The organism is Eisenbergiella massiliensis, from assembly GCF_003435485.1.
The window spans coordinates 234,232-260,267 of the sequence record NZ_QVLV01000003.1; the positions used below are offsets into that span (position 1 = coordinate 234,232).

General features: G+C 50.0%; 21 protein-coding genes. 9 read left to right on the forward strand and 12 right to left on the reverse strand.

Annotated features, from left to right (window positions below):
* The first annotated feature begins 102 nt into the window (after positions 1–102).
* Positions 103–2,478 (forward strand): glycoside hydrolase family 2 protein, encoded by a 2,376-nt coding sequence (locus DXC51_RS06180; protein ID WP_117530783.1) that lies wholly within the window; start codon positions 103–105, stop codon positions 2,476–2,478.
* Positions 2,479–2,517: 39 nt separating this feature from the next.
* Here DXC51_RS06180 and DXC51_RS06185 read toward each other — a convergent pair whose 3' ends face one another.
* The 6 genes from DXC51_RS06185 to DXC51_RS06210 form a co-directional block, all read right to left on the reverse strand.
* Complete coding sequence (locus DXC51_RS06185; RefSeq protein ID WP_025488841.1) at positions 2,518–2,943, reverse strand: VanZ family protein; 426 nt, start codon at positions 2,941–2,943, stop codon at positions 2,518–2,520.
* 158 nt (positions 2,944–3,101) lie between these two features.
* Positions 3,102–3,245, reverse strand: coding sequence for a hypothetical protein (locus tag DXC51_RS06190; RefSeq protein ID WP_162162446.1), 144 nt, complete (start codon positions 3,243–3,245; stop codon positions 3,102–3,104).
* A 66-nt stretch (positions 3,246–3,311) separates the two neighbouring features.
* Positions 3,312–3,491, reverse strand: coding sequence for an AAA family ATPase (locus tag DXC51_RS30560; RefSeq protein ID WP_021638268.1), 180 nt, complete (start codon positions 3,489–3,491; stop codon positions 3,312–3,314).
* 201 nt (positions 3,492–3,692) lie between these two features.
* Entirely contained in the window at positions 3,693–6,311 is a 2,619-nt protein-coding gene (locus DXC51_RS06200; RefSeq protein WP_117544115.1) for a calcium-translocating P-type ATPase, PMCA-type, read from the reverse strand.
* A 183-nt stretch (positions 6,312–6,494) separates the two neighbouring features.
* Positions 6,495–7,121: a TetR/AcrR family transcriptional regulator gene (locus DXC51_RS06205; protein WP_025488840.1), complete on the reverse strand. Its 627-nt coding sequence runs from the start codon at positions 7,119–7,121 to the stop codon at positions 6,495–6,497.
* A 359-nt stretch (positions 7,122–7,480) separates the two neighbouring features.
* Positions 7,481–7,714, reverse strand: a complete 234-nt coding sequence (locus DXC51_RS06210) for a sporulation initiation factor Spo0A C-terminal domain-containing protein (protein WP_021638264.1) — start codon at positions 7,712–7,714, stop codon at positions 7,481–7,483.
* 155 nt (positions 7,715–7,869) lie between these two features.
* Between DXC51_RS06210 and DXC51_RS06215 the strand changes: the two genes are divergently transcribed.
* Positions 7,870–8,184: a helix-turn-helix domain-containing protein gene (locus DXC51_RS06215; protein WP_025488839.1), complete on the forward strand. Its 315-nt coding sequence runs from the start codon at positions 7,870–7,872 to the stop codon at positions 8,182–8,184.
* A 91-nt stretch (positions 8,185–8,275) separates the two neighbouring features.
* On the opposite strand, the gene DXC51_RS06220 is transcribed toward DXC51_RS06215, so the two are convergent.
* Positions 8,276–11,089: a cation-translocating P-type ATPase gene (locus tag DXC51_RS06220; RefSeq protein WP_021638262.1), complete on the reverse strand. Its 2,814-nt coding sequence runs from the start codon at positions 11,087–11,089 to the stop codon at positions 8,276–8,278.
* A 367-nt stretch (positions 11,090–11,456) separates the two neighbouring features.
* Between DXC51_RS06220 and DXC51_RS06225 the strand changes: the two genes are divergently transcribed.
* The 3 genes from DXC51_RS06225 to DXC51_RS06235 are packed head-to-tail and all read left to right on the forward strand — an operon-like array spanning position 11,457 to position 13,442.
* On the forward strand, positions 11,457–11,774 hold the full coding sequence (locus DXC51_RS06225; RefSeq protein WP_021638261.1) for a PadR family transcriptional regulator: 318 nt from the start codon (positions 11,457–11,459) through the stop codon (positions 11,772–11,774).
* Positions 11,771–12,367 carry a DUF1700 domain-containing protein gene (locus DXC51_RS06230; protein WP_025488837.1) on the forward strand — a complete coding sequence of 199 codons (597 nt, stop codon included), beginning with the start codon at positions 11,771–11,773 and terminating at the stop codon, positions 12,365–12,367. The genes DXC51_RS06225 and DXC51_RS06230 overlap by 4 nt, the downstream gene beginning before the upstream one ends.
* Positions 12,354–13,442, forward strand: coding sequence for a DUF4097 family beta strand repeat-containing protein (locus DXC51_RS06235; protein ID WP_117530779.1), 1,089 nt, complete (start codon positions 12,354–12,356; stop codon positions 13,440–13,442). Before DXC51_RS06230 ends, DXC51_RS06235 begins: the two co-directional genes overlap by 14 nt.
* 254 nt (positions 13,443–13,696) lie before the next feature.
* Here the strand turns inward: DXC51_RS06235 and DXC51_RS06240 are convergent, their stop codons facing one another.
* The 4 genes from DXC51_RS06240 to DXC51_RS06255 form a co-directional block, all read right to left on the reverse strand.
* Positions 13,697–14,965 (reverse strand): uracil-xanthine permease family protein, encoded by a 1,269-nt coding sequence (locus DXC51_RS06240; protein WP_025488835.1) that lies wholly within the window; start codon positions 14,963–14,965, stop codon positions 13,697–13,699.
* 87 nt (positions 14,966–15,052) lie between these two features.
* Positions 15,053–16,288 carry a cytosine deaminase gene (gene codA, locus DXC51_RS06245; RefSeq protein ID WP_117530778.1) on the reverse strand — a complete coding sequence of 412 codons (1,236 nt, stop codon included), beginning with the start codon at positions 16,286–16,288 and terminating at the stop codon, positions 15,053–15,055.
* Positions 16,289–16,356: 68 nt separating this feature from the next.
* Entirely contained in the window at positions 16,357–17,604 is a 1,248-nt protein-coding gene (gene codB / locus DXC51_RS06250; RefSeq protein WP_025488833.1) for a cytosine permease, read from the reverse strand.
* Positions 17,605–17,770: 166 nt separating this feature from the next.
* On the reverse strand, positions 17,771–18,466 hold the full coding sequence (locus DXC51_RS06255) for a hypothetical protein (RefSeq protein ID WP_243003140.1): 696 nt from the start codon (positions 18,464–18,466) through the stop codon (positions 17,771–17,773).
* Between the two features lie 598 nt (positions 18,467–19,064).
* On the opposite strand from DXC51_RS06255, the gene DXC51_RS06265 reads away from it, so the two are divergent.
* The 4 genes from DXC51_RS06265 to DXC51_RS06280 all read left to right on the forward strand — a co-directional run bounded on the left by DXC51_RS06265 (position 19,065) and on the right by DXC51_RS06280 (position 22,902).
* Entirely contained in the window at positions 19,065–19,826 is a 762-nt protein-coding gene (locus DXC51_RS06265; RefSeq protein ID WP_102287821.1) for a DUF6062 family protein, read from the forward strand.
* A gap of 261 nt (positions 19,827–20,087) precedes the next feature.
* The gene (locus DXC51_RS06270; RefSeq protein ID WP_117530776.1) at positions 20,088–20,723 is read left to right on the forward strand and encodes an ATP-binding protein; all 636 of its coding nucleotides are present in this window, start codon (positions 20,088–20,090) and stop codon (positions 20,721–20,723) included.
* A gap of 260 nt (positions 20,724–20,983) precedes the next feature.
* A complete protein-coding gene (locus DXC51_RS06275; protein ID WP_117530775.1) occupies positions 20,984–21,763 on the forward strand; it encodes a sugar phosphate isomerase/epimerase family protein in 780 nt (259 codons plus the stop codon).
* 56 nt (positions 21,764–21,819) lie between these two features.
* On the forward strand, positions 21,820–22,902 hold the full coding sequence (locus DXC51_RS06280) for an immunity protein Imm33 domain-containing protein (protein ID WP_117530774.1): 1,083 nt from the start codon (positions 21,820–21,822) through the stop codon (positions 22,900–22,902).
* Positions 22,903–23,130: 228 nt separating this feature from the next.
* Here the strand turns inward: DXC51_RS06280 and DXC51_RS06285 are convergent, their stop codons facing one another.
* Positions 23,131–25,947, reverse strand: a complete 2,817-nt coding sequence (locus tag DXC51_RS06285; RefSeq protein WP_117530773.1) for an alpha-L-rhamnosidase — start codon at positions 25,945–25,947, stop codon at positions 23,131–23,133.
* Positions 25,948–26,036 lie beyond the last annotated feature (89 nt).

Sequence of the window (26,036 nt, forward strand, 5' to 3'; positions counted from 1 at the left end):
AACTGGAAACGTGCTGGACAATTCCGGGCCATTACTAATTATGACCGGCCGCGCTGTTTTCCCCGGCCTCCCGGAATTTTACAAATAGAAAAGGAGACAACTATGAGAAAAGTGATTCCCTTCAACGAAAACTGGTCCTTCCGAAAAGAAGATACGGGCCTTCCCCTGACGCTTCCTGCGGACTGGGAAACCGTGACGCTGCCCCACACCTGGAATGCGGTGGACGGACAGGACGGCAAAGGCAGCTACTACAGAGGCGCCTGCTGGTATGCAAAGGAATTTCCCACGCCCTCCGGCTTATGTGACAGCCGCTTGTACGTGGAGGTCCTGGCCGCTTCCCTTTCCGGAAGGGTGTTCGTCAATGGCAAAGAAGCCGCTTATCATGAAGGAGGTTTTTCCTCCTTTACCGCGGATATCACGGACTATCTCCACCCGGAAGGCTCAGGGAAAGCCAACCTGATCGCCATCGCAGCGGACAATTCCGACCGCCCTCATATTTACCCGCGTATGGCGGATTTCACCTTCTATGGCGGACTGTACCGCGGCGTTAACCTCATTGTTGTTCCCCGGGTACACTTTGACCTGGAATACTGGGGCGCACCCGGCCTTTCCGTCACCCCCCAGCCGGATGGAGAAAGCGCCTTCCTGAAGCTGCAAAGCTGGGTAAAAAATGCGGATGCCGATTATACGGTATGCTATACCATTACGGACGCACAGGGCAAAAACACGGCCGAATGCTGGCGGCCTGCCGAAAATCCGGGGACAAGCGTCTTTCTGCCCAAAGCCCATCTGTGGCAGGGTGTGGAGGATCCTTATCTGTATACCTGCACCGCAGCCCTTGTTTACCGGAACGAAACCGTGGACGAAATCAGCTGCCGTTTCGGCATCCGTTCCTTTGCCGTGGATCCTGAAAAGGGATTTTCCCTTAATGGTAAACCTATGATGCTGCGCGGTGTTTCCCGCCATCAGGATCGCCTTTATAAAGGAAATGCGCTCACCAGGCAGGAGCACTATGAGGACGCCGCCCTCATCCACGAGCTGGGAGCGAATACCGTGCGTCTTGCCCATTACCAGCACAGCAGGGATTTTTACGATGCCTGTGACGAATATGGTTTTATAGTATGGGCGGAGATTCCTTATATCAGCAGCCAGAGCGACGACCCAAAGGCGCATGAAAACTGCCGGACACAGATGCAGGAGCTGGTGTATCAGAATTATAATCACCCATCTATCTGTTTCTGGGGAATTTCCAACGAAATCACCATAGCCGGCGAAAAACCGGGCCTCGTGGAAAATCATAAGGATTTGAACGCGCTGGTAAAAGAAATCGATCCCACCCGCCTGACTACCATGGCCCATGTGAGCATGGTTCCCCTGGACAGCCGTCTTCACGGCATCACGGATCTGGAAAGCTATAACCATTATTTTGGCTGGTACGGCGGAAAATACACAGATAATGAAAAATGGCTGGATAATTTTCACGAAAAGCATCCTGAAATCTGCCTGGGACTGTCGGAATACGGCGCGGAGGGTATCATAACCTATCAGCCCGATGAGCCGAAATGCCGGGATTACTCGGAAAGCTATCAGGCGGAGTACCACGAGCACATGGCCGAAATCCTTATGGCCCGCCCCTATTTATGGAGCACCCATGTGTGGAATATGTTTGATTTCGGCTGCGCGGCGCGCAACGAAGGCGGCACTGCAGGCCGGAATAATAAGGGGCTGGTGACGCTGGATCGGAAAATTAAAAAGGATGCTTTTTATCTTTATAAAGCGTATTGGAGCAGGGAGCCCTTTGTGCATATGTGCGGACGGCGGTATGCGCAGCGGCCCGGGGATACGGACCGCCTGGATGGTAAAACTCCCACTGAGAATAAAAAAGGCAACGGAAATGGCGTCCCAGAAGCTTCCATAGCCGGCGGAAGTACCCGCGTGAAGGTGTATTCCAATCAGCCGGAAGTGAGCCTGTATGTAAACGGGGAGTTATATCAGACCTTGAAGGGTGATAAGGTATTTTTGTTTGAGCAGGTCCCTCTTTTTGACGGTTTTACCTGCCTGACCGCCTGTACGGGCGAGTGTTCCGATACTATGACGCTGGAAAAGGTGGAGACAAAGCCTGAAATCTATACGCTTCCTGTGGAAGAGGATGAAGACGATATGGAGGGCGCCGCTAACTGGTTTGACGAGGCTGCGGCTGTGGATGCCAATGCGGCTATGGAATTTCCGGAAGGGTTCTTTTCCATAAAGGACACGGTGAAGGAGGTTCTGGACCAGGAGGACGCCGCAGCTGTGCTGGCCGGCGCTCTTTATGCCATGACCGGGATGAAGCTGAAGAAGAGCATGATGGGGATGATGGGCGAAAAAAGCGTGGAAGGGCTGATGGAAATGATGACCGGAATGGGCATGGGTGATAATGTACCGGAAAATGCCCTGCAGGTGGTGAATGCGGAGTTGAATAAGGTCAAGAAGAAATAGATGCGGGAAAGTGGATCCGGCCGGAGGACTTTGGAAAAATCATCTGTAAAGAAGAATTCCGGCCAGGATGCCGATTCCGGTTCCCATCCAGTTCAGGCGGACATCAAACCAGGAAAAATGGCGGCCCTGAATCATCGGTTTGGTCGCCTCATCCGCCCATCCCCAGAAGACTGCCAGGATCAGCCCCGCTGCCATGGCGGCTGTTGATACATTGGCCGAGTGCAGGGTTCCGGTCAGGAGTATTGTGAAAACGGCAAAGAGAATCACGTGGGCCGCTCTTCTCAGCTGCTGGTTGAGTTTGCCGATATCCCTGACCGGGAACCAGTGCTTCATATGGTTTGCCAGTTCCAGGCTTGTTCTGCTGGTGTGTTCGCCGTCCTGGTGCGACAGCCAGGTCATGAAGAGGAACCAGAGGATGGTGAAAAACAGGTGGATATAAAAGGGCTTAATCAGTGTCAGAGTCAAACATTGGTACCTCCTGTATTATAACTTTTCCCAAAGAATTTCAACTTTGCATTCATGTTGGTTTACCCCCAATCCACAACTTGTCCAGCTATCGGCCAGCTGGTTAACTTTCAAGGATGTAACTACAGGCCCTGGATTTCCATAGCTCAATTCCTTTTTTAATATTTACTAATCACTTTACAGAGCTTCTTATAAAAAGCAATCTCATATTTCACAAAGGTATGGTATCCTTCCAGACGAAGCTCCGCATCATACTGTTTTTCTTCTATCTGCTTTAAAGCCTCTTCCGCCTTTTCTTCCAATTTGGCATAGGTATCCGCCACCTTTTTGTCTATTTGACTGCCTGCTTCATCAAAAGCTTTTTCAAATTAGTATTTCAGCATGCTGAGGCCTAAGTTTTTTCCAAATCTGCGTGGGCGCATAACCAGACTGCCCCCGCTTCTGTTATCCAGCAGTTCTTTTATAAACATCGATTTATCTACATAGTAAAAGTCATTGTCCCGTAACTTTTTAAAATCTTCAATCCCGATTGGTAAAGGTCTGTTCATACTAGGATCCGCTCTTTCTCTCTAAAAGATTATACCCTGTTTTTAGGTCTCCTGCAATCTGTTAACTGATTCCAGCATGGAAGATCGCTTTTTTAACATGGATATTGTGTTACTTCCGGGCATAAAAAAATGGAGAAAACAGTCCACATCCGTGACAGGACTGTTTTCTCCATATATTTTGCAAAAATTTCCATCTCTTGCTTACTGATGATGCGCAATCATCCCCGCCGCCTTGGCGATTTCCAGCACCACCACCGGCACCAGTGCCAGGCCGAGGGCCGTCAAATACAGATGCCCGGGCAGTGCAGTCAGGCCGAAAACCAGCGCCAGCGGGGGCACAAAGGTAATCAGTGCAATCAGCACCAGCGACAGGGCAGCCGCGCCGTTTAAATACTTATTGGTAAAAAATCCGGTCTTAAACAGCGAATGGCTGGATCGCATATTAAAGGCATGGAACACCTGTGTGGATGCCAGCACCATGAAAGCCATGGTACGGCCCGCTTCCACCGTGCCCGTTTCATTCCATCCCAGCCAGAAGCCAAACAGCGTCAGGGCAGCGAACATGGCGCCCTGCAGAACGATCCGCACGCCCAGCCCATGGGCAAAAATGCCTTCATTCTTCGGCTTGGGCTTCTTCTCCATCACATCATCAGGCACAGCTTCCATACCCAGCGCAATGGCGGGCAGGCTGTCTGTTACCAGGTTGATCCACAGAAGCTGCATGGAAAGCAGCGGGCTCTGCTTCCAGAACAGCATGGATAAAAATACCGTCAGCACCTCGCCGATGTTCGTTCCCAGCAGGAACGCCACCGCGTGCTTGATATTGCCGTAAATCCCCCGGCCTTCCTTCACTGCGGAAACGATGGTGGTAAAATTATCATCTGTCAGCGTCATATCCGCCGCGCCCTTTGCCACGTCCGTACCTGTTATGCCCATGGCGCAGCCGATATCCGCCGCCTTCAGCGCGGGCGCATCGTTTACGCCGTCTCCCGTCATGGAAACGATTTCGCCCTGTGCCTGCCAGGCCTTGACGATGCGGATCTTATCCTCCGGAGAAACTCTGGCGTATACGGATATATGGCGTACCTTCCGGTTCAATTCTTCTTCGCTCATCTGCGCCAGCTGTGCGCCGGTAATGGCTTCGTCGCCTTCCTCCATAATTCCCAGATCCTTTGCAATGGCGGAAGCCGTCACCACATGGTCGCCGGTTATCATAACAGGCTTAATGCCGGCCTTCCGGCAGACAGCCACCGCATCGCGTACCTCCGGGCGGGGCGGATCGATCATGCCCACAAGCCCCATAAAGGTAAGATTGCTTTCCAGTTCTTCAATGGTAGGATTTTCAGGCACACTGTCGATTTCCTTATAGCCCACTGCCAGGACGCGGAGGGCGTTGGAGCTCATGGAGTCAACCAGCTCCTGCGCCTTTTTCATATCGCCTGTGGTGCAGATGGGCAGCATGGAATCAAAGGCGCCCTTGGTGATGACCACATTTTTCCCATCGATTCTGCAGACAACGGTCATCAGCTTACGGTCGGAATCAAAGGGCAGCTCCGTCAGTCTGGGATATTCCCTGGTCAGGGTTTCCTTGGGACTGCCGTTTCTCATGGCGGCATATACAATGGAGGTTTCCGTGGGATCCCCAATATGCTGTACTTCTCCGTCCTTGACAATCACTGAACCGTCGCAGCAAAGGGAAGCATACTGCAGCAGCCTGCGGATGGCAGGCGTATCCTCATCGGAAATGTCCTCCATCAGATTCTCTGCCGCATCATAGGCCTTCACCAGGGTCATGCGGTTCTGGGTCAGCGTACCGGTCTTATCCGAGCAGATAACAGAGGCGCTGCCCAGCGTTTCCACGGCGGGAAGCCTGCGGATGATGGCATTCTGCTTCACCATACGCTGCACGCCGATGGAAAGCACGATGGTAACAATCGCCGGAAGCCCTTCCGGAATCGCTGATACGGCAAGGGATACGGCTGTCATGAAAATTTCCATCACGGCCATGCCGTCAATCAGGCCAATGACAAAAATGACCGCACATACGGCAATCGCCAGAAAGCCCAGGTATTTGCCCAGCTGCGCCAGCTTCTGCTGCAAGGGTGTCTGGGTATCCGACTCGCCCTCCAGAAGCCCTGCGATATGTCCCATTTCCGTCTGCATCCCAGTGGCCGTAACGATAGCTCTGCCGCGTCCGTAGGCCACGCTGCAGCCGGAATAAATCATGTTGGCCCGATCTCCCAGAGGCGCTTTTTCTTCTATTTGAAGAGATGCATCCTTTTCACTGGGCACGGATTCTCCGGTGAGCGCCGATTCCTCCGATTTCAGGCTGGCCGATTCAATCAGCCTGGCATCCGCAGGGATATTGTCGCCTGCTTCCACCAGTATAATGTCGCCGGGAACCACCTTATCGGCGTCAATGAGCAGCTCTTTCCCGTCACGGATAACCCTTGCATGGGGCGCCGACATACTCTGCAGCGCTTCCATGGCTTTTTCCGCCTTGCTTTCCTGCACCATGCCCATAACGGCGTTCAGAATCACGATTACCAGAATCAGCAGCGGTTCAAAAAATTCCGATGTATCATGGCCGTTGCAAGCAACGATAAAAGAAACGACTGCCGCAGCAATCAATATGAGTATCATCACATCCTTGAACTGCTCCAGAAATCTCTGCAGATTGCTTTTCTTCTTCTTAGCCCGCAGCCGGTTAGGTCCGTACTGCGCAAGCCTCTCCTCAGCCTGCGCGCCCGACAGCCCTTCCGACCGGCTGCTGTGCAGTTCACTTATTACTTCATCCAATGGTTTACTATACTGAGCCATTTTCAATCCTCCTAGTTTTCCGAAGGAAAATGCGAGCTCTACGCGAGCAGAGGATTTTCCTCCTTGTTTTCCGAAGGAAAATGCGAGCTCTATGCGAGCAGAGGATTTTCCTCCTTGTTTTCCGAAGGAAAATGCGAGCCCTCTGCGAGCAGAGGATTTCCCTCCTGGTTTTCCGTTCTCTTTTTACTGCGGTCCGTTCAAAGCCCTGTGCTCCTTTTGCCAAACCATCTCGTCTTTCAGTGACCCGGCCGGCAGATGCATGGTCTGCTCTACGATCGTAATCACCTGTTCCATGGAAAGAAGCCGCTTCCTGGACTGAGCCAGCAGTCCGAAAATCAGGACTCTGACGGTTTCTTCAGGATACGCAATGGTCAGATGCCCTTCCCTGACCCCCTGCCGGATCAGCCATTCCAGCTGTGCCTGCAGAAGCTCATTGGCATCCTGGGCGATGGGGTTATGGGAAATGATTTCCAGCATGCTGTCCAGATTCTCTTCCTCATCTCCTGAAAACTGGTCAATCATGTGCATATAAAGCGCAACGAATTCCGACGTTTTCTGATAAAAAGTAAGCTGCGTATCCGCCAGGATTTTCAGGGAGGCTTCCTTAAGCTCCGACATTACCAAATCCACAACCTCATTAACTATTTCATCCTTGGATTTAAAATAATAGTAAAAAAGTCCCTTGGCAACGCCTACCTTTTCCACAATCTGGCTGACCTGTGTATTTTTGATTCCGTTTTTGTCAAACAGCTGCCGGGCCGCTTCTATCAGCTCCGCCCGGCGTATTTCCGGTTCCTTCGTTACCCGCATTCTGTCACCTGCCTTTTATTGGCTGTTCTGCCGCCTTTTTGTGTATTATAGCAACTGACTGACTTTTTGTAAATAGTAAGTCAGTTATTTATTTTTATTTTCATTAAACAGTCTCCCCAAAAGCTTTCTTTTTATATTTCGGAAAGAAATCCTTCATACTTTTTATAAGATTTTTTGATTTGCGTCACACTTAGGACACACTTTTCCTGTATCATAAATAACAGATAGAGAAACAATAACTCACAAGTTTTGTTAAACTATCTCCCCCCTCATAAGAATAAGAAGCCTCCACAGTTTTTTGTGGGGGCTTCTTATTTGCTGTGTACTATGTTCATTTTAAAAACTGCCGGTAAGCCGGTTTAACCCTTTCCGTTTTCCTTCCATAAAAATTCCCTCTGCGCATACCGAAGCAGTTCATCCGGGGTGGGAATTTCCCCTTTTTTCGGCACCTTGTTCTGCCACGCTCCGGTAATTCCGTCATTTGGCGTATTTTTGTATGTATGCTCCAACGCTGCCTGCATTTCCTGTTTTACTTCCTGGACGCTTACCCCATACTCCTTTGCCACCTTCCGATAAATACTTTTTTTATTCATTTATTATTTTCTCCTGTCGGCAGACGTCTGTTATGTGCATCTGCTACTTCATTATAGACGATTCCAGCGTACGTTTCAACAATAACAGACGCTATAAATATTCGTAATTATAACAATTGTATATTATGATTATCACATGGAGGGAGGCGGATTTCATGGAAGAACAATTTATTCGGGATCGGATAACCGAGCTTCGGCTCCAAAAAGACGTTGCAGAGAGAAAAATGAGCATTGAACTCGGGCACAGTACAAGCTATATTCACAGCATTGCCTCCGGCCGGGCTCTGCCTTCCATGACAGAATTTCTTTACATATGCGATTATTTCAACATTACTCCCATGGAATTTTTTAACGATACGGAACATACTTCGGCCCAGCAGCAAAGGGCCATTCAGTATATCCGCCTGTTAAATGATTACGATACCAAGCTGATCGCAGATATGTTGGAAAGGCTGTACAGGCCAGAATAAAGTTTTAAAAAAACAGACTGATAAAGCCTGGCCGGATTCCGGCCGGTTTATTCAGTCTGTTCTTATTTCCGCCGTCCCGGGCAGCCGCCTGTTATGATTCCGAAACGGTATTGGCCTGCAGCTTGTGCTTCCGGTTCCCTTTTTTTACAAAGTCAAAGGAAAAAAGGATCATCAGCTCATGGGCCAGCAGCGGGAAGGCCGCCAGGATGCCAAGACGCAGCCATTCCCGCAGGGACAGATGCGCGGTTCCGAACGCCGCCGTCAGGAACGGTATTTCCGTCACAGCAAACTGCAGCAGGAATCCAATCACACAGGCCGCTATCATCAGCTTGTTGTTAAAGTGGTTCATCCGGAATATGGACTTTCGCATATCCCGCATTCCCACCGCATGGAACAGCTGCGACATGCCAAGAACCGTGAAGGCATAGGTCTGCGCCCGGTTCAGGATAGCTTCATGGGAAAGCACCGTGGCAAAATTATTGATGGTCAGCGGAATCTGTTTTTCAAGAATTACAGCATAGGGAATGGTAAAAAATGCCGTCAGGCTGATTCCCGCAATCAGCAGTCCGTAAAAACAGGTACAGGCCAGGCCGCCGCCTGCGAAAAGGCTTTCCTTCGGATCCCGGGGCGGCCGGCGCATCAGGCTTTCCTCATCATTGTCGTCCACCCCCAGCGCCAGCGCGGGAAGGGAATCTGTAATCAGGTTAATCCACAGGATGTGGCTGGATTTCAAGGGGGAGGCCAGGCCGCACAGCACCGCTAAGAACATGGTCATGATTTCGCCCAGATTGGAGGAAAGGAGGAATATCACGGATTTTTTGATGTTCTCATACACCCCTCTGCCCTCCACAATCGCCTTTTCTATCGTGGCAAAATTATCGTCCGTAAGGATGATGTCAGAGGCCTGCTTTGCCACATCTGTCCCTGTCATTCCCATGGCAATCCCGATATCCGCGGCCTTCAGGGAGGGAGCGTCGTTTACGCCGTCTCCGGTCATGGCCACGATATTTCCCTTTTCCTTAAAACCCTTTACAATCCTCACCTTATGCTCCGGCGACACCCTGGCAAACACCCGCACCTGATCCAGCTTCTTCAGAAAACGTTCCTCCGGCAGATGCGATACCTCCTCCCCTGTCATGCACTGCTCCGGGCGGCTCACTATCCCCAGCTGCTTTCCTATGGCAAAGGCCGTATCCACATGATCCCCGGTTATCATCACCGTTGTGACGCCGGCATCCCGGAACCGTTCCACGGCATTCGCCGCTTCCGGACGGGCCGGATCCTTCATTCCCACCATCCCCACAAACGTAAGCTCCGCTTCCACCGGGCCGCTGCCGCCGGTGCGCATGGCTACGGCAAGGGTACGCAGCGCCTGGGAGGACATTTCCTCCACCGCTTTTTTTATCTGCCTTCTCTGCTGGTCCGATATGGGCACAGGCTTTCCGTACAGCAGGACGCCGGTGCATTTTTTCAGGATTTCATCCGGCGCGCCCTTCGTATAGGTAACCGTCTGGTTTCCCCGCTGATGGAAGGTGGACATCATCTTGCGTGTGGAGTCAAAGGCAAGCTCCCTGGTTCTCGGATATTCCTTTTCCAGGGCCTGCCGGTGCAGGCCGTAGCGCGCGGACAAATCCAGAAGCGCCAGCTCCGTGGGATCCCCGATTCGTTCCCCGCCTTCCAGCACGGCGTCGTTGCACAGGGTCATGCCCTTTAAAAATTCCCGGTATTCTTCCCGGGCCAGCTCCTTTTTCCCCACCATTTTCTGGTTGGTAAAGCAGGTTTCCACCGTCATTTTATTCTGGGTCAGCGTGCCTGTTTTATCCGAGCATACAACGCTGACCGCGCCCAGGGTTTCCACCGAGGGGAGTTTTCTGACTATGGTATGCACCTTCACCATTTTGGTAACGCTCAGGGCCAGGCAGATGGTGACCACCGCGGGAAGCCCCTCCGGCACCGCCGCAACCGCTAGGGATATGGCGGTGATGAGCATTTCAATCATATTTCTCTTCTGAATCAGCGCTATCAGGAACAGCGCCGCGCATAAAAGCAGGGAAAGCAGGCTCAAAATCTTTCCCAGTTCTCCAAGACGCTTCTGCAGGGGTGTGATATCCTCATGGCTTTCGTTGATGAGGGAGGCGATTTTCCCAATTTCCGTATCCATGCCTGTGGCGGTAACGATCCCCTCTCCTCTTCCATAAGTCACAATGGTGGACATGTAGGCCATGTTATACCGGTCTCCCAGGGGAATGTGCATCTCCTTCTGTACTTTTGCTTCCCGTTTACCCGCAGCCGTCAGGCCGGAATCCGCTGCCGCCAGATCGGACATTTTCCCGGACTGTGAGCTGCGTCCGAAGGCGGCTGCACCCCTGGCGATGAAGGCTGCGTCCTTTTCAATAGGCAGGGACTCCCCGGTAAGCGCCGATTCCTCCACCTTCAGGCTGCTTGTTCTGGTCAGGCGTAGATCCGCGGGCACCTGGCAGCCTGCGTCAAGGCAGACAATATCGCCCACCACCAGCTGTGACGCCGGAATCTCCCGCTCCTTCCCTTCCCTTATCACGTAGGCCCTGGGACTTGTCAGCTTTTTCAGGGAATCCAGGGCCTTCTGTGCCTTTCCCTCCTGAATCATCCCCACTATGGCATTCATGAATACCACAATGGCTATGATCACCGCGTCGCTCACCTCATGAAGCAGGAGGGAAATGATGGCCGCTGCAAGCAGCACATAGATCAGCGGATCGTTAAGCTGCTCCAGGAAGGATTCAATCACAGTTTTCTTCCGCGGTTCCTTCAACTCATTTTTTCCATATTCCTGGTATCGCCTCGCCGCTTCCTTTTCCGTCAGTCCTTTGTCTATATCGCTGTCCAGCTGTATGCATGTTTCCTGAATGCTTTTTGACTCAAACACGTTCCCACTCCTTTATCTTGTCCTGATGCCTGTCTGAAGCGTCCGCGCATCCGGCCGGAGGGGTGCGGTGATTTTTCAGACATGCTCTAATAAACCTTATGAAATACAGGACAGGAATATGTCTGCCGGGTAAAGGAAAAAATCAGCCGTCTGTGAGTTTGTAAGCATGGGATGGGTGTCTATGATCTTTTTATAGAGGAAACATCCCCGTTCGTGGTCGTTTATGATGCCGCAGGCCTGCCTGCACTGTAAAAAAAGATACTTAATAATTTCTTATTAATGTTGACCGCATATATTATACGTAATATAATATATAAAATTAGTATATATACAATAAGATAATATATAAAGGGGAAGGAGGGGTCATATGATTTATCCTCTCAGCACGCCGCAGCTGGAATATCTGATTTTGTCTGTATTATGCAAAAGGGACAGCTATGGGTATGAAATCAGCCAGCAGCTGAAAACTGTTACCAATACAAAGGATTCCACGCTGTATCCGATTCTGAAGCGGCTGCAGGGAAACGGTCTGGTGGTAACCTATGATCAGCAGTATCAGGGGCGCAACCGGAGATATTACCAGATTACGCCGGAGGGCCGGGGTGTCTGTCAGTATCTTGAAAATGAGTGGCGCCTTTATGTGAATGCTATATATGAAATTGCCCATGGAGGTGAAAAACAGTGAACAGAACCGAATACATGAATGCCCTGGAAAAGCGGCTCCGCATTCTGCCCGGCGACAGTTACCGGGAGGCCATGGCATATTTTCAGGAATATTTTGATGAAGCGGGGCCGGAGCGGGAACAGCAGGCCATAGAGGATCTGGGGAGCCCGGAAAACGCTGCCGAACAGATTATCACCAATATGGCAATTGACAAGACTTCCGTACCGCATAAAGGAATCAGGAAAAATATGAACGCACTGTGGATCGGAATTCTTGCCATCTGCGCGGTGCCGGTGGCGCTGCCGTTCGCCCTGCTGCTTCTGGCGCTTGTGCTGCTGTGCCTGTTGTGCATACTTCTCATGCTGGCTGCATTTGTTTTACTCGCGCTGTGTGTGGCAGTCCTTGGCCCGGTGATCTTCGCCGCAGGCTTTACAGTGCTCCTATCCGCACCCGCAGCTGCAATGACCTGCTTTGGCATGGGCCTTTTCTTTACGGGCTTTGGGCTGATAGCTGTATATGGCATAGTTCTGGCATGTAAATGGACAATTATCGGAATGGCCCGGCTCTTTGGCCGTATCCTGAAAAAGAAGGGGGAACGAAATGAGCAAGCGTAAAACATTTTTTATAGTGTGTGGGATCCTGTGCGGGGTGGGGATGCTTCTGGCCCTGACGGGACGCCTTCTGGGAGGCGCTGTGACCGGCGTGGGCTATGAACCGGGAAACGGGCTTGTGGTCTATTCCCCCCTGGTAAGCAACCAGCCCAACGGTCCCTCCGTGCAGACGGATAAAATCGATCAGCTGGAGCCATTCACACGGATAGATATCCGGATGGATTATGCTGATATTACCATTGAAGAATCGGATCATTTTTCTCTGGAATATGAACTGACCGCATGGGAGAAGCCTGTTATCAGCGTGAAAAACGGCTGCCTGACCATAAGCCAGCCTCCGCATAACTACGGTAATAACCGTTTTTTCCTTTTCGGCAGCAGTTTTTCCGGCACTGTATACAACAGCTGGAACAGCTCCAGAGAATATCTCACAGTATATATTCCGGAAAATACGCAGCTTGACACAGTGTATGTGTCCACCTCCTCCGGGAAAACGGAGCTGTCCGGGCTGAAAACGGGCCAGCTTACAATAGATAATGATTACGGCGACGCGCGTCTTACGGATATCACCTGTACCAGCGCGGATTTCAGCCTAAGCTCCGGGAAGTTTACCGCGGATAACCTGAAGGCGGAAAGTCTGAAGCTTTCCGATGACTATGGCGACTGCATTCTGAAAAACTCGGAAATCTCAGGTAATACCACACTCTTCTTAAGCAGCGGAACGCTGAAAATGCAGCAGTCCTCCACCGGGGCGCTCACTGTGGACAGTGATTACGGCAATGTGGATTTGAACGGTATCACCTCTGAAAATGCCAGACTCACTCTGAGCAGCGGGGACATGAAAGCAGAAGGCTTCCTTTTCAAAAATCTGGATATTAAATCGGATTATGGCAGTGTGGAGCTTGTAACGCAGCTTACGGATTCCTTCGGTTATGATTTAAAGACAGATTACGGGAATATCAGGATAAATAAACATGACCTGGGCGATACCTATTATACCTTTGACAAAGAATTTGACAACTGGGTGCGAATCAAATGCAGCTCCGGGGATATCAGGATTACTACACAGACGGATTGACGGATCGGATTAGCGGAGCGGCGAATTGGCAGGCTGCAGGCCGGGCTATCGTTACTTATCTGCCGTTCCCGCCGCTATTCACCGGTTCCGCCTGTATCCGCCGCCTGTAAGGAAAAAAAGACGTCTGAATGCTGCCGCTATACGGAAGTACTCAGACGTCTTTTTATTTTGGAAATGTAACAGTCCAGGCCGGATATCTTCTTTCATGGCTCTGCCGTTCTGAGCTGTTACCTATAACCTGTAAATTATGCAGGTCAGTTCAGCACGCTGTCGTCCCCTTCAGGAAGGATGAATGCCAGAATGATGCCAACAACCGCTGCCAGCGCCAGGCCGGAAATGGTAACCGCGCCGTATACGGGAATGCTGTCGCAGCCGATTCCCAGAACCAGGATGATAGCGGCCACCAGCAGGTTGCGGCTGTTGCCGAAGTTCAGCCTGGAATTAATCAGGATACGCACGCCCACTGCGGAAATCATACCGTAAAGCACGATGCTGATGCCGCCGGTAACGGGTGACGGGATGCTTGTGATAAATCCGCCGAATTTTCCGAAGATACCCAGAATCATGGCAAACACAGCCGCGATACGGATAACGGAAGGATCGTATACCTTGGTTACGGCCAGAACGCCCGTATTTTCTCCATAGGTTGTGTTAGCAGGGCCGCCCAGAAGGCCTGCCAGCGCAGTTGCAAGGCCGTCGCCCAGAATCGTTCTGTGAACGCCCGGATCCACCATGAAGTTCTTGCCTACCACGGCGCCGTTGGTGGTGATGTCGCCCACATGCTCAATCATCGTAACCAGTGCGATGGGGGCAATGGCGAGGATGGCGTCCAGCTTGAACTGAGGTATGCACAGCAGCTGCGCCACAATGTCCTTATCCATAAAGGAAAGGAAGTGAGCCTCTCTCACTGCGGTAAAATCGCAGAAGCCAAGCGGCAGGCAGACAAGGTAGCCTGCGATAATGGCAAACAGAATCGGCATCAGGTTGAAAATCCCTTTTGCAAAAATGGATACACAGATGACCACAGTCAGAATTACCACCGTAACCAGCACGGATTTCAGGCTGAATTCTCCGTTGTAATAAAAAGCGCTGTTGATGGCGGTGCCGCTCAGACGCAGGCCGATAACAATGATAATCGGGCCGGTCACGATAGGGGGCAGCAGCTTGTTCACCTTTTCATAGCCGAAAATCTTGATCAGGCCGGCAAACAGCACATATACCAGGCCGGCAATGATAAGCGCGCCCTTGACCGAGGCCAGCTTCTCCATAAAATCCGGATCCCCCATACGGGAGTCCCCGATAATTGCCATGATTCCTGCCATAAAGGCAAAACTGGAGCCCAGGAATACGGGCACCTTTTTCTTCGTTACCCAGTGGAACAGCAGCGTGCCGAGTCCGGCACAAAACAGTGTGATTGACGTATTCAGCCCTGTCAATGCCGGAACCAGCACCGTGGCGCCGAACATGGCAAGGGTATGCTGAATGCCGAGAATCAGCTTTTGCTTCTTGGTTCTTTCACCCATTTTTTTAATCCTCCTCATAAGTATAGTATTAAACAGGTTATTTAAAAGCCTTTCGGCTTTTTGACAAATTCAGATGACAGACGACGGCTAGAAACAGATCTCCGTCTGCGCCGGTACGGTTTTGGCAAGCATTTTCCCGCCCCGGAAGGAATAGAGCACCTCGCTTTTTTTGTTCAGGGCATCGTAAAAATTATCCGCGTTCAGGATGATGAAATCCGCGGGATTCTTTTCCCGGATGCCGTAGGTTTCTCCCAGATGGAGGGTTTTGGCGGCGTTGTAGGTGATAAGCTTATAGGAATCGCAGATATCCTGATATCCCATCATCTGGCATACATGCAGGCCCATGAATACGGTATCCCGCATATTTCCGGTTCCCAGCGGATACCAGGGGTCGAAAATATCGTCATGGCCGAAGGAAACGTTCAGCCCGGCCTCCAGCAGCTCCTTCACCCTCGTTACGCCGCGTCGTTTGGGATAAGTATCCGTGCGGCCCTGCAGATGCGTATTCACCAGCGGATTGGCCACAAAGTTGATGCGGCTCATTTTCAGCAGCCTCATCAGGCGGTTCACATAGGCATTATTGTAGGAATGCATGGCGGTGGTGTGGCTGGCCGTCACCTTATCGAACATTTCCATTTCATAGGCCCTTGCCGCCAGCGTCTCCAGCCCCCTGGACGCTTCGTCGTCGATTTCATCGCAGTGCACATCCACCAGCCTGTCATAGCGGTATGCAAGATCCATGGCAAAATTCAGGGATTCCACACTGTATTCCCTTGTAAACTCAAAATGGGGAATGGCTCCCACACAGTCGGCTCCCATCTTCACAGCATTTTCCATCAGCGCTTTACCGTTGGGATAGCTTAAAATTCCCTCCTGGGGAAAGGCAACAATCTGGACGGTAACCTCATTTTTCAGCTCTTCCCTCAGCTCCAGCATGGCTTCCATGGCCACCAGCTTGGGATCCGTCACATCCACATGGGTGCGGACGAACTGCACGCCGTTTGCAGCCTGCATGCGGATGGCCCTTCCGGCCCGCTCCTTCACATCCTGCTTCGTCAGCTTTTCCTTCCGTTTGCTCCAGCATTCAATGCCTTCAAATAAGGTCCCGGACATATTCCAGACCGGATCTCCTGCCGTCAGGCAGGTATCCAGATGCACATGGGACTCAATAAAGGGCGGAAGAATCATTTTGCCGGTTCCGTCAATGACCTCTTCTCCCGGCAGCGCCTGGAGGGACGGCGCAATTTCCCCGAACACGCCGTCGTTTATTCTGATATCCGTTGTTTCCGCACTGTTTTCCAGATGAATATTCTTAATCAGCATTTACTTTCTTCCTTTCCTGCCTGCGATACCTTCACTGTTATCTTTTCCTGCTGGCAATGCCTTCACAGTTATTTTTTCCTGCCGGCCGCAAAACCCACAAGATAGCAGACCACCGCCACGGCCATTCCGTTGATGGATGCAATTCCCACCGGGACTACATTCGCCACAACAGCTCCCAGGATTACGCCGGCAATGGCAAACCAGTTCACCTCCAGCGTATTTTCCTTATCCTGGTCATAATCCTCCTTATGGCAGAAATAACCCAGAATCAGGATGGCGCCCACAGGCGGCAGGGTGCAGTTAAGGATGTTCAGCCAGCCCGTAAAGTTATTGTAAAGCCAAATGGCGGCCACGGTTCCCAGTGCGCCGGAAATGAGCACCAGCGGGCTTTTCTTGATTTTCGTGATATTGGAAAGCCCCAGTCCCGCGGAATAAAGCGCATTGTCATTGGTAGTCCAGATGTTCAGGCCAAGGACAATGATGGCGAAAACGGTGAGGTTCAGGGCAATCATTACCTCAAAAATATCGTTGCCTCCCACATAGACGCCGCTGAACGCACCGAAGCAGAACATCAGGCTGTTTCCCAGGAAAAAGGCAATCGCAGTGGTCCAGACAGCCGCTTTCGGCGTCTTTGCAAATCTGGCAAAATTCGGAGTTGCCGTACCGCCGCTGACAAAGGAACCGATAACCATTCCCGCGCCGGTGATGACGCCAAGCCCCTGGCTTTCCGCAAATTTTTCAGCAAGGGAGGCATCTCCCTGGCGGACCGCCATTATCATGGCCGTAATTCCCAGCATGGCAATCAGGGGAACGGAAATATAGCTTACTATCGTCATGGCCCGGATGCCGAAGAAGGCCGATCCGGTCATGCAGATACCCGCAAGGGCCACCAGCAGCGGCACCACCCACGGCTTGTCCGGCGCAATCAGTTTGGCAACCGGAATGGCAAACATGGCCACGCCCACGCCAAACCAGCCTATCTGTGTGAAGCTGATGAGGGCGGAAGGCAGATAAGAGCCTTTTTTACCAAAAGAATGCTGGGCCAGCAAATCCATGGATAATCCGGTTTTACAGCCAACATAGGCCAGTAGTGCCGTATAAATACCAAGAATTGCGCCGCCCAGCAATAATGCTTCGACGAAACCTTTCAAATCAAGTCCGATTCCCAGCTCCTGTCCGGTCCACATACTGGCTGAGAAAAAAGTGAACCCCAACATGATCATGAACATTGTCACGATATTCCGGCGGGCATGTCTGGGAACGGGCATCAGCGAATAATCCGCATCCACTTTTACTTTCTGTTCTTTCGTGCTCAAATTCTTGTCTCCTCTCCTGTTGTTTTCCTCCAAAATACTCTTCCTAAGATACTACCATATCCGGCAGGAGTGTACAACGGTAAATTTTACGAAAAACATCTTTTGTTATAGTTAAAACTAACAGCTTAAACAGGATGGAAAGTTCCCTGCTGTGTGCTCCTGCTGTTTATAATTGTGTTTTGTATTCCCGCAGCTTTTCCGCTGCCTCCGTCCGGGTAAGGGAGAACCGTTTTTGGAGTTTTTCAAGAATCCGTTCTTCCCTTACCCCTTCTTCCAGATTGTCCAGAATTAAGGCACGAATACCTTTTTCAAGCCCTTCTTCAATGCCATCATTAAAAATCATCTGCCCAAGCTTCGTCATTACTAACACCTCTTTCACATTATTTAACTCATCTCCGGTCAGGAATTTATCCGCAAACGTATACAGAACCGCCTGCATCTTTTCCAATTCCAGCTGAGTTATACAATCCTGCGATGTCTGCAGGATTTTCAGATGCACCCAGCATTTTTCCTTCATGGCATAATTAAAATCCTGATACAGATCCCGGGCCTCAAGCTTTACAATTTCGGTAGGGGCGATATACTCCGCTTTCCCTTTAATTCCCAACAACGGCATAAGCTCCTCACCGAAATATTGGACAGCTGTCTTCAGGGCCAGATCCTCATGATGCCAGACGGACTTTCCCTCCGCCTGTTCACTGCTGCTTTGTACGCCAGCCTCCTGCTGCGCCGCTGCTTTCTGAAATTCAATCCGTAATTCAGCCTCTTTTTGAGTGTTTTCGCGTACAGCTTTCCTTCTTCGTGAATTCTCTGTTACAGCTTTTACGTCCTTCTCTTCTTCGTTATTCTTGTGTCCTTTCACACAGCCTCCGTTCCGTAAGCTATGTATAAAGTCCTGCCTGTCATATAATTATAGCTGTTAATTCGACATCGGGCAACCGTATCCTACATTTTGTCTTGATTTTTGTCCCTGTATTTACACAGGTATGTTATCTTTAATAAATGAATGAAATCTTCGTCCGATTCGGACAGAAAAAATGAATTGAAATATAGTGGTAAGGTAAATGCAGATTGGCATTATTGGTTCCGGCAGACGACAGGGCTTACACATAATTCCGGCCGCCGATGTATTATCAGTTTAACAGCCTCCCTATAAATTTTCCAATTAAAATTTTCTAAACTTACTTTGTATATGCACATTCAACGTTTCAGAGAAAAATCCGTCCTTACAGAAAGGAATGCGCTGCCTGCCCTGTGGGAACTTACCCTCAATGGCAGGTTGTATATTCTTTTTTATTGAACGGACACCCTTCATGAATATGTGATTGTATTCTGCCCCCCAATCCGATACAATAGAAACAGAGCGTCCGAAATACCGGACGCAGACGGACGCTGCAGCCTGGCCTGCAGCCAAACTGCAACAGGCAACAAACATACACCTATATCCGGAGGAAAGATTAATGAAAGAAAAACTATACACCATCCCGCTCAACGATGCCATGAATGCGGAGGACGAATGTCCCTTCTGCTTTATTGAAAGAAATGTGGAGCAGGATATCATGGACTATGTTCTCGGCTCCTGCGCTTCTTATATGGAAAGCGATACCAGGGAGGCCACCGACAAAGCCGGCTTCTGCCGCATGCACTACAAGAAAATGTTCGATTACGGTAACACGCTAGGAAACGGCTGGATTCTGAAGACCCATTATAAGAAGCTCATTGCGGAAATGAAGGATCAGTTCTCCCACTTCACTCCCGGCAAAACCTCCCTGATGGATAAGCTGAAGGGCAGACCCGCGGATGCCAACGCCATCGCCTCCTGGGTTGCGGAAAAGGAAAAAACCTGCTATATCTGCGATTATTTCACCAAGGAATACGCACGCTACATGGATACCTTTTTCTACCTGTATAAAAATGACGAAGCCTTCCGTGAAAAGCTGAAAAACAGCAAGGGCTTCTGCCTCCATCATTTCGGAGATCTGTGCGCGAATGCGGACGCCCATCTGGGTGATGCTGAAAAAAAGGACTTTTATCCTCTGGTATTCCGCCTGATGGAGGAAAATATGGAACGCGTTTCCGGTGATGTGGACTGGCTCATCGAAAAATTCGACTACCGGAACAAGGACGCGGACTGGAAGACCTCCAAAGACGCGGTACAGCGCGGAATGCAGAAGCTCAAGGGCGGGTATCCGGCGGATCCGGTGTATAAAATGAATAAATAATCAAATACAGGTGCAGAAAGAGCAGATTATGAATTATAAAATTTTAATACGAAATTTGGGCCCAATCAATGACGAAGCAGTTCATTGGGTGTTTTGGAACTACAAAGCATATGCAAAAGTTCCGTATCACTTATTTGTTTGATGAAAAAAAATAGAGATCTGCCTAAATAAAGATGGTTATGTCCTTTTCTCCTTCAACGACATTTTAAAAATGGAGCTGAAATCATTTATATTCCGGCAGGAAGAAGCCTGCTGGCTACTATGTCAGAACAGCTGCATGATATCTCTGTTAGTGAAATGGATTTGACCATGCAGGAATTTGTAAAGTTAATCAGAGCTACAAAAAGCCAATTTGGTACAAAGATACCAGAAATGGTCCAGAACTATACAAAAACAGTGAAAGGACAAATTAATAATTCAGCAGTCACCCACGCATATGAACTGATTAAAAAAATATTAAAAGCCGATTATGTAAATGACAGCGACGGTGAAAAAATTTATTTTGATGAACATCATTGGGTAAAGCTGATGTATGGATCCTCCGGACAACAGGAAGCCCACTTATTTCCTATAGCCCAAAAAGATATGATAAGCCTTATTGCTTTAATGGTAAATGCCACCGACAGCCGGGTAATAATCACCACACACAGTCCTTACATTCTTACTTCCTCAAATATTTTATTATATTCAGAAAAGGTGGAAAATAACTATAGAGGAGAAGAAAAACCGGTAATTCCCCGAAGCATACGATTATCCTATCATAAATTTGCTGCATATAAAGTAGAAAATGCAGCAGATTCTTTAACATCACTCATGGATGAAAACAGCCATATGATAAGTACTGATTATATTGATAAAGTTTCCGAAATCACCAATAACGAACTGGTCATCCGGTGATAAACGGAAGCGTATTAATACCAACTGGATGGCAAAGACGGTCGGAATTGATAGAAACTCAAATAATAGGATACAAAAGCCGTGAAAGCTGATGTATCCTTTTTTGTACCAAAAGTGTATTGGAGGTGGCAATTACATTTTATTCAATAATTCCGCCATACTCTTCCAACTCACAAATACATTTGACAGAATTGTATTATCCTCGTAGGATTAAATATATCACTGTCGGTTAATCAAAAAATTTACATTGGGGCTATGCTATGATTACAACCTTTAGTTGGTTTGGTTACGAACTGTCAATGTCCGAGAACTTCAAAAGGATAAAGCAAGCTGGTTTTGACGGCGTAATGTTATGGTGGGACGATTCTTTTGGCGACATAGAATACCGCGGCAATCCGGATTTAGCACGGAAGTCCGGGCTGTATGTTGAAAATATCCATGCGCCCTTTAAAAGAATAAATAATATTTGGCTTGATAATATCGTCGGGAATGATCTTACAGAATACTATTTACATTTAATAACCGAATGCGCAGAATACGGAATACCAACGATAGTCATGCATCCCTCCTCAGGGAATAACGTACCGCCATATAATCCGCTTGGTCTTGACAGAATCAGACGGATTATAGATAAGGCGGAAAAATATAATATATATGTGGCTTTTGAAAATATGAGAAGATATGAATATTTAAAATATATCTTAGATAATATTGACTCCCCGCGCGCCGGATTTTGTTATGATACCGGACACCACCACTACTGGCACCCGAAATGTAATCTGCTGGCACAATATGGTTCCCGCCTGATGGCACTTCATTTGCATGATAATAACAGAATTGAAGATCAACACCTGATCCCTTTTGACGGTACGATTGACTGGCAGACTACTATGCGTCAAATCAGGCAATCCGGTTACAAAGGCGCTATAGCATTAGAAGCTGAAAATGGAGGGTATCAGAACCTGCCTCCGGAAACTTTTTTACGCTTAGCCTTTGATCGGGCAAAAACACTGGAACGTTTGTCTGATAATTCAGTTTAAAATGATAAATAAGAAATATAAGAACCTGATTTAAAACTTATAAAAGGAGAATCAATATGGCACTATTCAACAAAAAGAAAAACGAACCGCCCCCCAAAGAAATGAAACAATATATCACCGGCGCCGGCGGGACTATTGTCAGCAAATCAATTCTGGAAGGCACCTCAAAGCTGAAATGGTTATTCCGGGAAAACAGCGAATACGGCAACGGCTGGGTTGCCCTGGGCGACACGGATACCCAGGAATATGTTGATAATCCCGACAATATGACGATTGTGGATTTTAACACCCTCGCCAATATTGAACCGGCGGTTGTAAATGTTTTTTATATGCCCGTGGGAAGTGACTTGGAGCTATGCTCCGACCCGTCGGGAAACTACTTTCTTGATACGCGGGACGGAAAAGAAATCCGGGAGCCGGTGAAGCACCCGGTACAGCTGGCGTTTGAAAAAAATCTGAAGTTCTTAAATCAGGACAATTATCCTTCCGAATTTTTTCAGGGCCTGTTTCAGACCGGCGGCCGGTTGGAAACTTTTATCCCGGGGAACGCCGATTTTCCCACCGGAGAAGTTGTACTGGCCGATCCGCTTGCTTATCTCGGCGGCGAATATGCGACTTATCTGGACAGAAAGGTTCCTGCCGGGAGCTATCCGCTGGAATTGGCTGTCTTACATTCTGAACTGGCCGGTCTGCGGATTGCCGCGGCAAGGCTTATTGTCAGTGACAGTCCGGCCGTCCGATATGAAATCGCCATGCCAAAGGGTAAGAAACCGGAGGAATTGGGACAACCGGGCGTATGGACGCTTTTCGGTGTGGATACAGGCCTTGCATGCTGTACCGACGTAAAAATCGGGGAAGAATACCGGGATTTTTTTGCACAGTGGCACAAGGAAAATCCGGGGAAAAACAGATACGACGACTATTTTGCGGCGCTTTTTGAAGAAAGTCGCCGAAAATTCCCCCATGTACAAAATCAGGGCGGCAGCTTCCTTAGCTGGCAGCTGCCCCGGACAGGGCACCATGTCATCATGTTCGCAAGCGGTATGGGCGACGGCATTTACAGCGCTTACTGGGGGCTTGATTCCGATGGTGAAGTGACCGAACTGATCATGCCGTTTATGAATCCTGAATTCTTTTAACCGATTAGAATACCCGTTCAAACAAAGACCGAGGCATGCGGGAAACTGTTAAACATATAGCTTCCCAATGTAACAGCAAAAAAGAGCCGGCGTGAAAGGTCATAACTCCTCCTTTCTCCCAGCTCTTTTTATAAATTACAGGCCAAGGTTCTACAGTCCGGCTTACAAACAAATTTCGCTCTCTGTATCCGCTATCCGGATTAATCAGCATCCATCATTCCCCTGTTGTCACCTGACACTCCATTCATACCGCCCGGAAGGCACCCCATCAATTCTGATATACCCATCCCCCGTTTTTACAAAATCATGGAATTCCTCTCCGTCCAGGAAACAGCGTTTCCCCTCTTCAAAGGGCACAAAGACCTCCGCTTTTGCTCCCACAGGAATCACAGTTACCATCAAAACCTGTCCGTCCCGTCTGCTGCATTCCACTTTAACTTTTCCGCGCACGGTGAATACCGACCCCTTCACCCGGCTGATTTCCTCATTCAGCCACGGCCGGATCCTCACTCTGCCATACCCTGGCTCAACAGGCGTAATTCCCAGCACAAATCGGCACAGCCATTCCTTCACATGCCCCATCATCGCATGGTTCCGGGAGCGTCCCAGCCCATTCCACAGCTCCGTATAATTCCAGAACTCCGGCAGTGTGGTCAGGCCCTGATCCACATGATGCCTGTAGCTGGGTGCTGTAGGGTTCATGACCATACGGTACACCGTATCATTTTCCCCACGGGAGGCCAGTGCATGAAACACCTGCTTTAATCCCACCTCGCCGGAGGATAAATGATCGCCCCGCGCCGTTACCGCAGCCATAAGCCCGCGCAGCGCGGCCTCCTCCTTCTCCTGCGGCACAATACCGGAAAACAATGCACAGCCAAAGCTTGCCTGGCTGCCGTTTCCATAGCTTTCCTCCTCCGGCCGCCAGCACTCCCCATCCTCGTAAAATCCGCTCCGTATCCGCTCCGCCAGGTTCCGGTAACGCTCCTGCAGTTTCGTCTCCTCCAGAATCCCGGCTATCCGGGAAAGCGTCACCGCCTGCAGATAAAAAGCGCAGGTTGCCACCAGCGTAGTGGGCGTCTCCTCATTCAGCTGTCCCCACTCTCCCATATGGGCATACCCCTTCAGCACGCCGTTCACGGACTGCCGTTCCAGATGATCCACATATCCCCTCATCATGCCGAAATTCTTCCGCAGGATTCCCTCGTCGCCATATTCCATATAGTAATACCAGGGTGTCATCACGCAGGCCCCGCCCCAGTTGGGATCCTTAAAAAGACGTCCAATCCTGAAATATTCAGGCGCTATCCCCGGCACAAAGCCCGCCTCCTCCGTCTCCCTGTTGTCAAAACGGTCAACCGCAAAGCCCGGATAGCTTTCCGGATCGTTTTTCATGGGGGCTTCCCCAAGCAGCTCCTCCGTTACCTGCGCATCCTGCATATCATCCATGATTTTCGGAATCCAGCTGCGGATATCATATCCCGCCGCCATGGAAGAAAACATCAGCTGCGTTGTTTCCAGCCATCCCAGTTTTTCGATCTGCGGACAATCCGTAAAGCTGCACATCATGTTGCTCTCAATGGAACGGTCCGTCATCCGGTTCACCGCATTCAGTATCTCCTGATCCGTTTCAAAATCCGAATGCTTTTCATTCATCAGCCTGACCGCACAGCCCTCAAAATTTTCCACGGTGGGAATGCCCGGGAATCCCGCCACCTCCACATACTGAAAACCATGATAGCAAAAATGCGGATGCCACTGCTCGCTTCCGGTTCCGGCCACAACATAGCTGTCCATCACCCTGCACTGATACAACGTATCGCAGCTCTGGGTACAGGAGGCCTGATCCACACCGCTGCCGTCCGCCTTCAGCACCTCCCCCGGATACAGCTCAATTTTCTGCCCCGCAAAGGGCCGGGTATTCTCCAGCCTCAGGCAGACAAAACCCGCGCTGTTTTTCCCCATATCCACCAGCCAGTTACCGTCTGGAAGCCTGACAACACTCGCGGCAGTCCATCTTTCCCAGATACGTATGGGCAGGAATTCCCTTGCCGCCAGCTTTCCCTTGGGCGGTTCCATGACTGCCGCATTCCCCCAGCCCTTAAGCTCTGCCTCCGGCGTATCCCAGCCCTTCATCTGAAGCGCCTTCACCCCATCATAATCCTCTCCGCCGTACCAGTTCTGAAAGGTCACAGGACTTTCCCCTGTTTTCCAGGCTTCGCTGCTGGCCGCCGCTATTACCACAGCTCCGTCCTCCATGGTCAGCTCCACCTGGGCAAGCAGCTTCTTATTCCCGCAGATGCCGTCCTTGAGAAAAATCGTGTCATCCTTCTGGTAACGATGCTTTTCCGACAGGGTTCCATCCCCTTTTTTCATCACAGGATCCACGGCAAAATTCACATACTGCCCATTTCCCAGAACCACGCCCACCGCATTCTCCCCCTCTTGCAGAAAAGGGAGGATATCATAAGTAACATAATATACCCTGCGGTTAAACTCACTCTCCCCCGGCTCAAACAGGTTTTCGGAAAGCGGCTTTCCATTGACGCCCGCCGTAAAAAGCCCCAGGCCGCTGATATAGAGCCTCGCCTTTTTTACCCGGCCCCGGGCCTTTACCGTAAAACGGCCCACAATGGCCGGCGCCGCTGACTTATCTCCGGTAAAATCATCCCCCTGGCCGATCCAGGCCGCTTTCCAGTCCTTCTCCTCAAGCAGCCCCATTTCAAAAGAGGCAGGCCCGCTCCACGGCGAAACGTTCCCTTTTTCATCCCACACCCTTGCCTTCCAGAAAACCTCCTGCCTGGACACAAGCGGAGCGCCTTCATAGGGAATGGCATAATTTCTTTCTTCCTGCATTTTTCCGCTGTCCCACAGATCGGCCCGTCCTTCCTCCAGAAGCTCCGGTGAGGATGCGGCAAGTATCTGACAGGCAGTCTGCCTGCTTCCCCTTTCCTCTGACTGCAGGGTATAGCAAAAGCAGGGTTTTGTACATCCCAGGCCAATGGGATTATCTAAATTCTGTGTTAAAAGTCTGGTAAGCTTCATTATAAAATCCTTCTCCCGGTATGTAATCTCATTTCAGCTGCCTTTGCGCCGTTTCCGTAACTGCTTCGTACCTTCACAGTCACCTTTTT

Bases quoted from the DNA above. Each gene is read 5' to 3' on its own strand.
- codA (WP_117530778.1), bottom strand. From the start codon at position 16,288: ATGCTGATTAAGAATATTCATCTGGAAAACAGTGCGGAAACAACGGAT.
- DXC51_RS06240 (WP_025488835.1), bottom strand. From the start codon at position 14,965: ATGGGTGAAAGAACCAAGAAGCAAAAGCTGATTCTCGGCATTCAGCAT.
- DXC51_RS06265 (WP_102287821.1), top strand. From the start codon at position 19,065: ATGAAAGAAAAACTATACACCATCCCGCTCAACGATGCCATGAATGCG.
- DXC51_RS06285 (WP_117530773.1), bottom strand. From the start codon at position 25,947: ATGAAGCTTACCAGACTTTTAACACAGAATTTAGATAATCCCATTGGC.
- DXC51_RS06270 (WP_117530776.1), top strand. From the start codon at position 20,088: ATGTCAGAACAGCTGCATGATATCTCTGTTAGTGAAATGGATTTGACC.
- DXC51_RS06280 (WP_117530774.1), top strand. From the start codon at position 21,820: ATGGCACTATTCAACAAAAAGAAAAACGAACCGCCCCCCAAAGAAATG.
- DXC51_RS06235 (WP_117530779.1), top strand. From the start codon at position 12,354: ATGAGCAAGCGTAAAACATTTTTTATAGTGTGTGGGATCCTGTGCGGG.
- DXC51_RS06275 (WP_117530775.1), top strand. From the start codon at position 20,984: ATGATTACAACCTTTAGTTGGTTTGGTTACGAACTGTCAATGTCCGAG.
- DXC51_RS06210 (WP_021638264.1), bottom strand. From the start codon at position 7,714: ATGAATAAAAAAAGTATTTATCGGAAGGTGGCAAAGGAGTATGGGGTA.
- DXC51_RS06215 (WP_025488839.1), top strand. From the start codon at position 7,870: ATGGAAGAACAATTTATTCGGGATCGGATAACCGAGCTTCGGCTCCAA.
- DXC51_RS06200 (WP_117544115.1), bottom strand. From the start codon at position 6,311: ATGGCTCAGTATAGTAAACCATTGGATGAAGTAATAAGTGAACTGCAC.
- DXC51_RS06205 (WP_025488840.1), bottom strand. From the start codon at position 7,121: ATGCGGGTAACGAAGGAACCGGAAATACGCCGGGCGGAGCTGATAGAA.
- DXC51_RS30560 (WP_021638268.1), bottom strand. From the start codon at position 3,491: ATGAACAGACCTTTACCAATCGGGATTGAAGATTTTAAAAAGTTACGG.
- DXC51_RS06180 (WP_117530783.1), top strand. From the start codon at position 103: ATGAGAAAAGTGATTCCCTTCAACGAAAACTGGTCCTTCCGAAAAGAA.
- DXC51_RS06225 (WP_021638261.1), top strand. From the start codon at position 11,457: ATGATTTATCCTCTCAGCACGCCGCAGCTGGAATATCTGATTTTGTCT.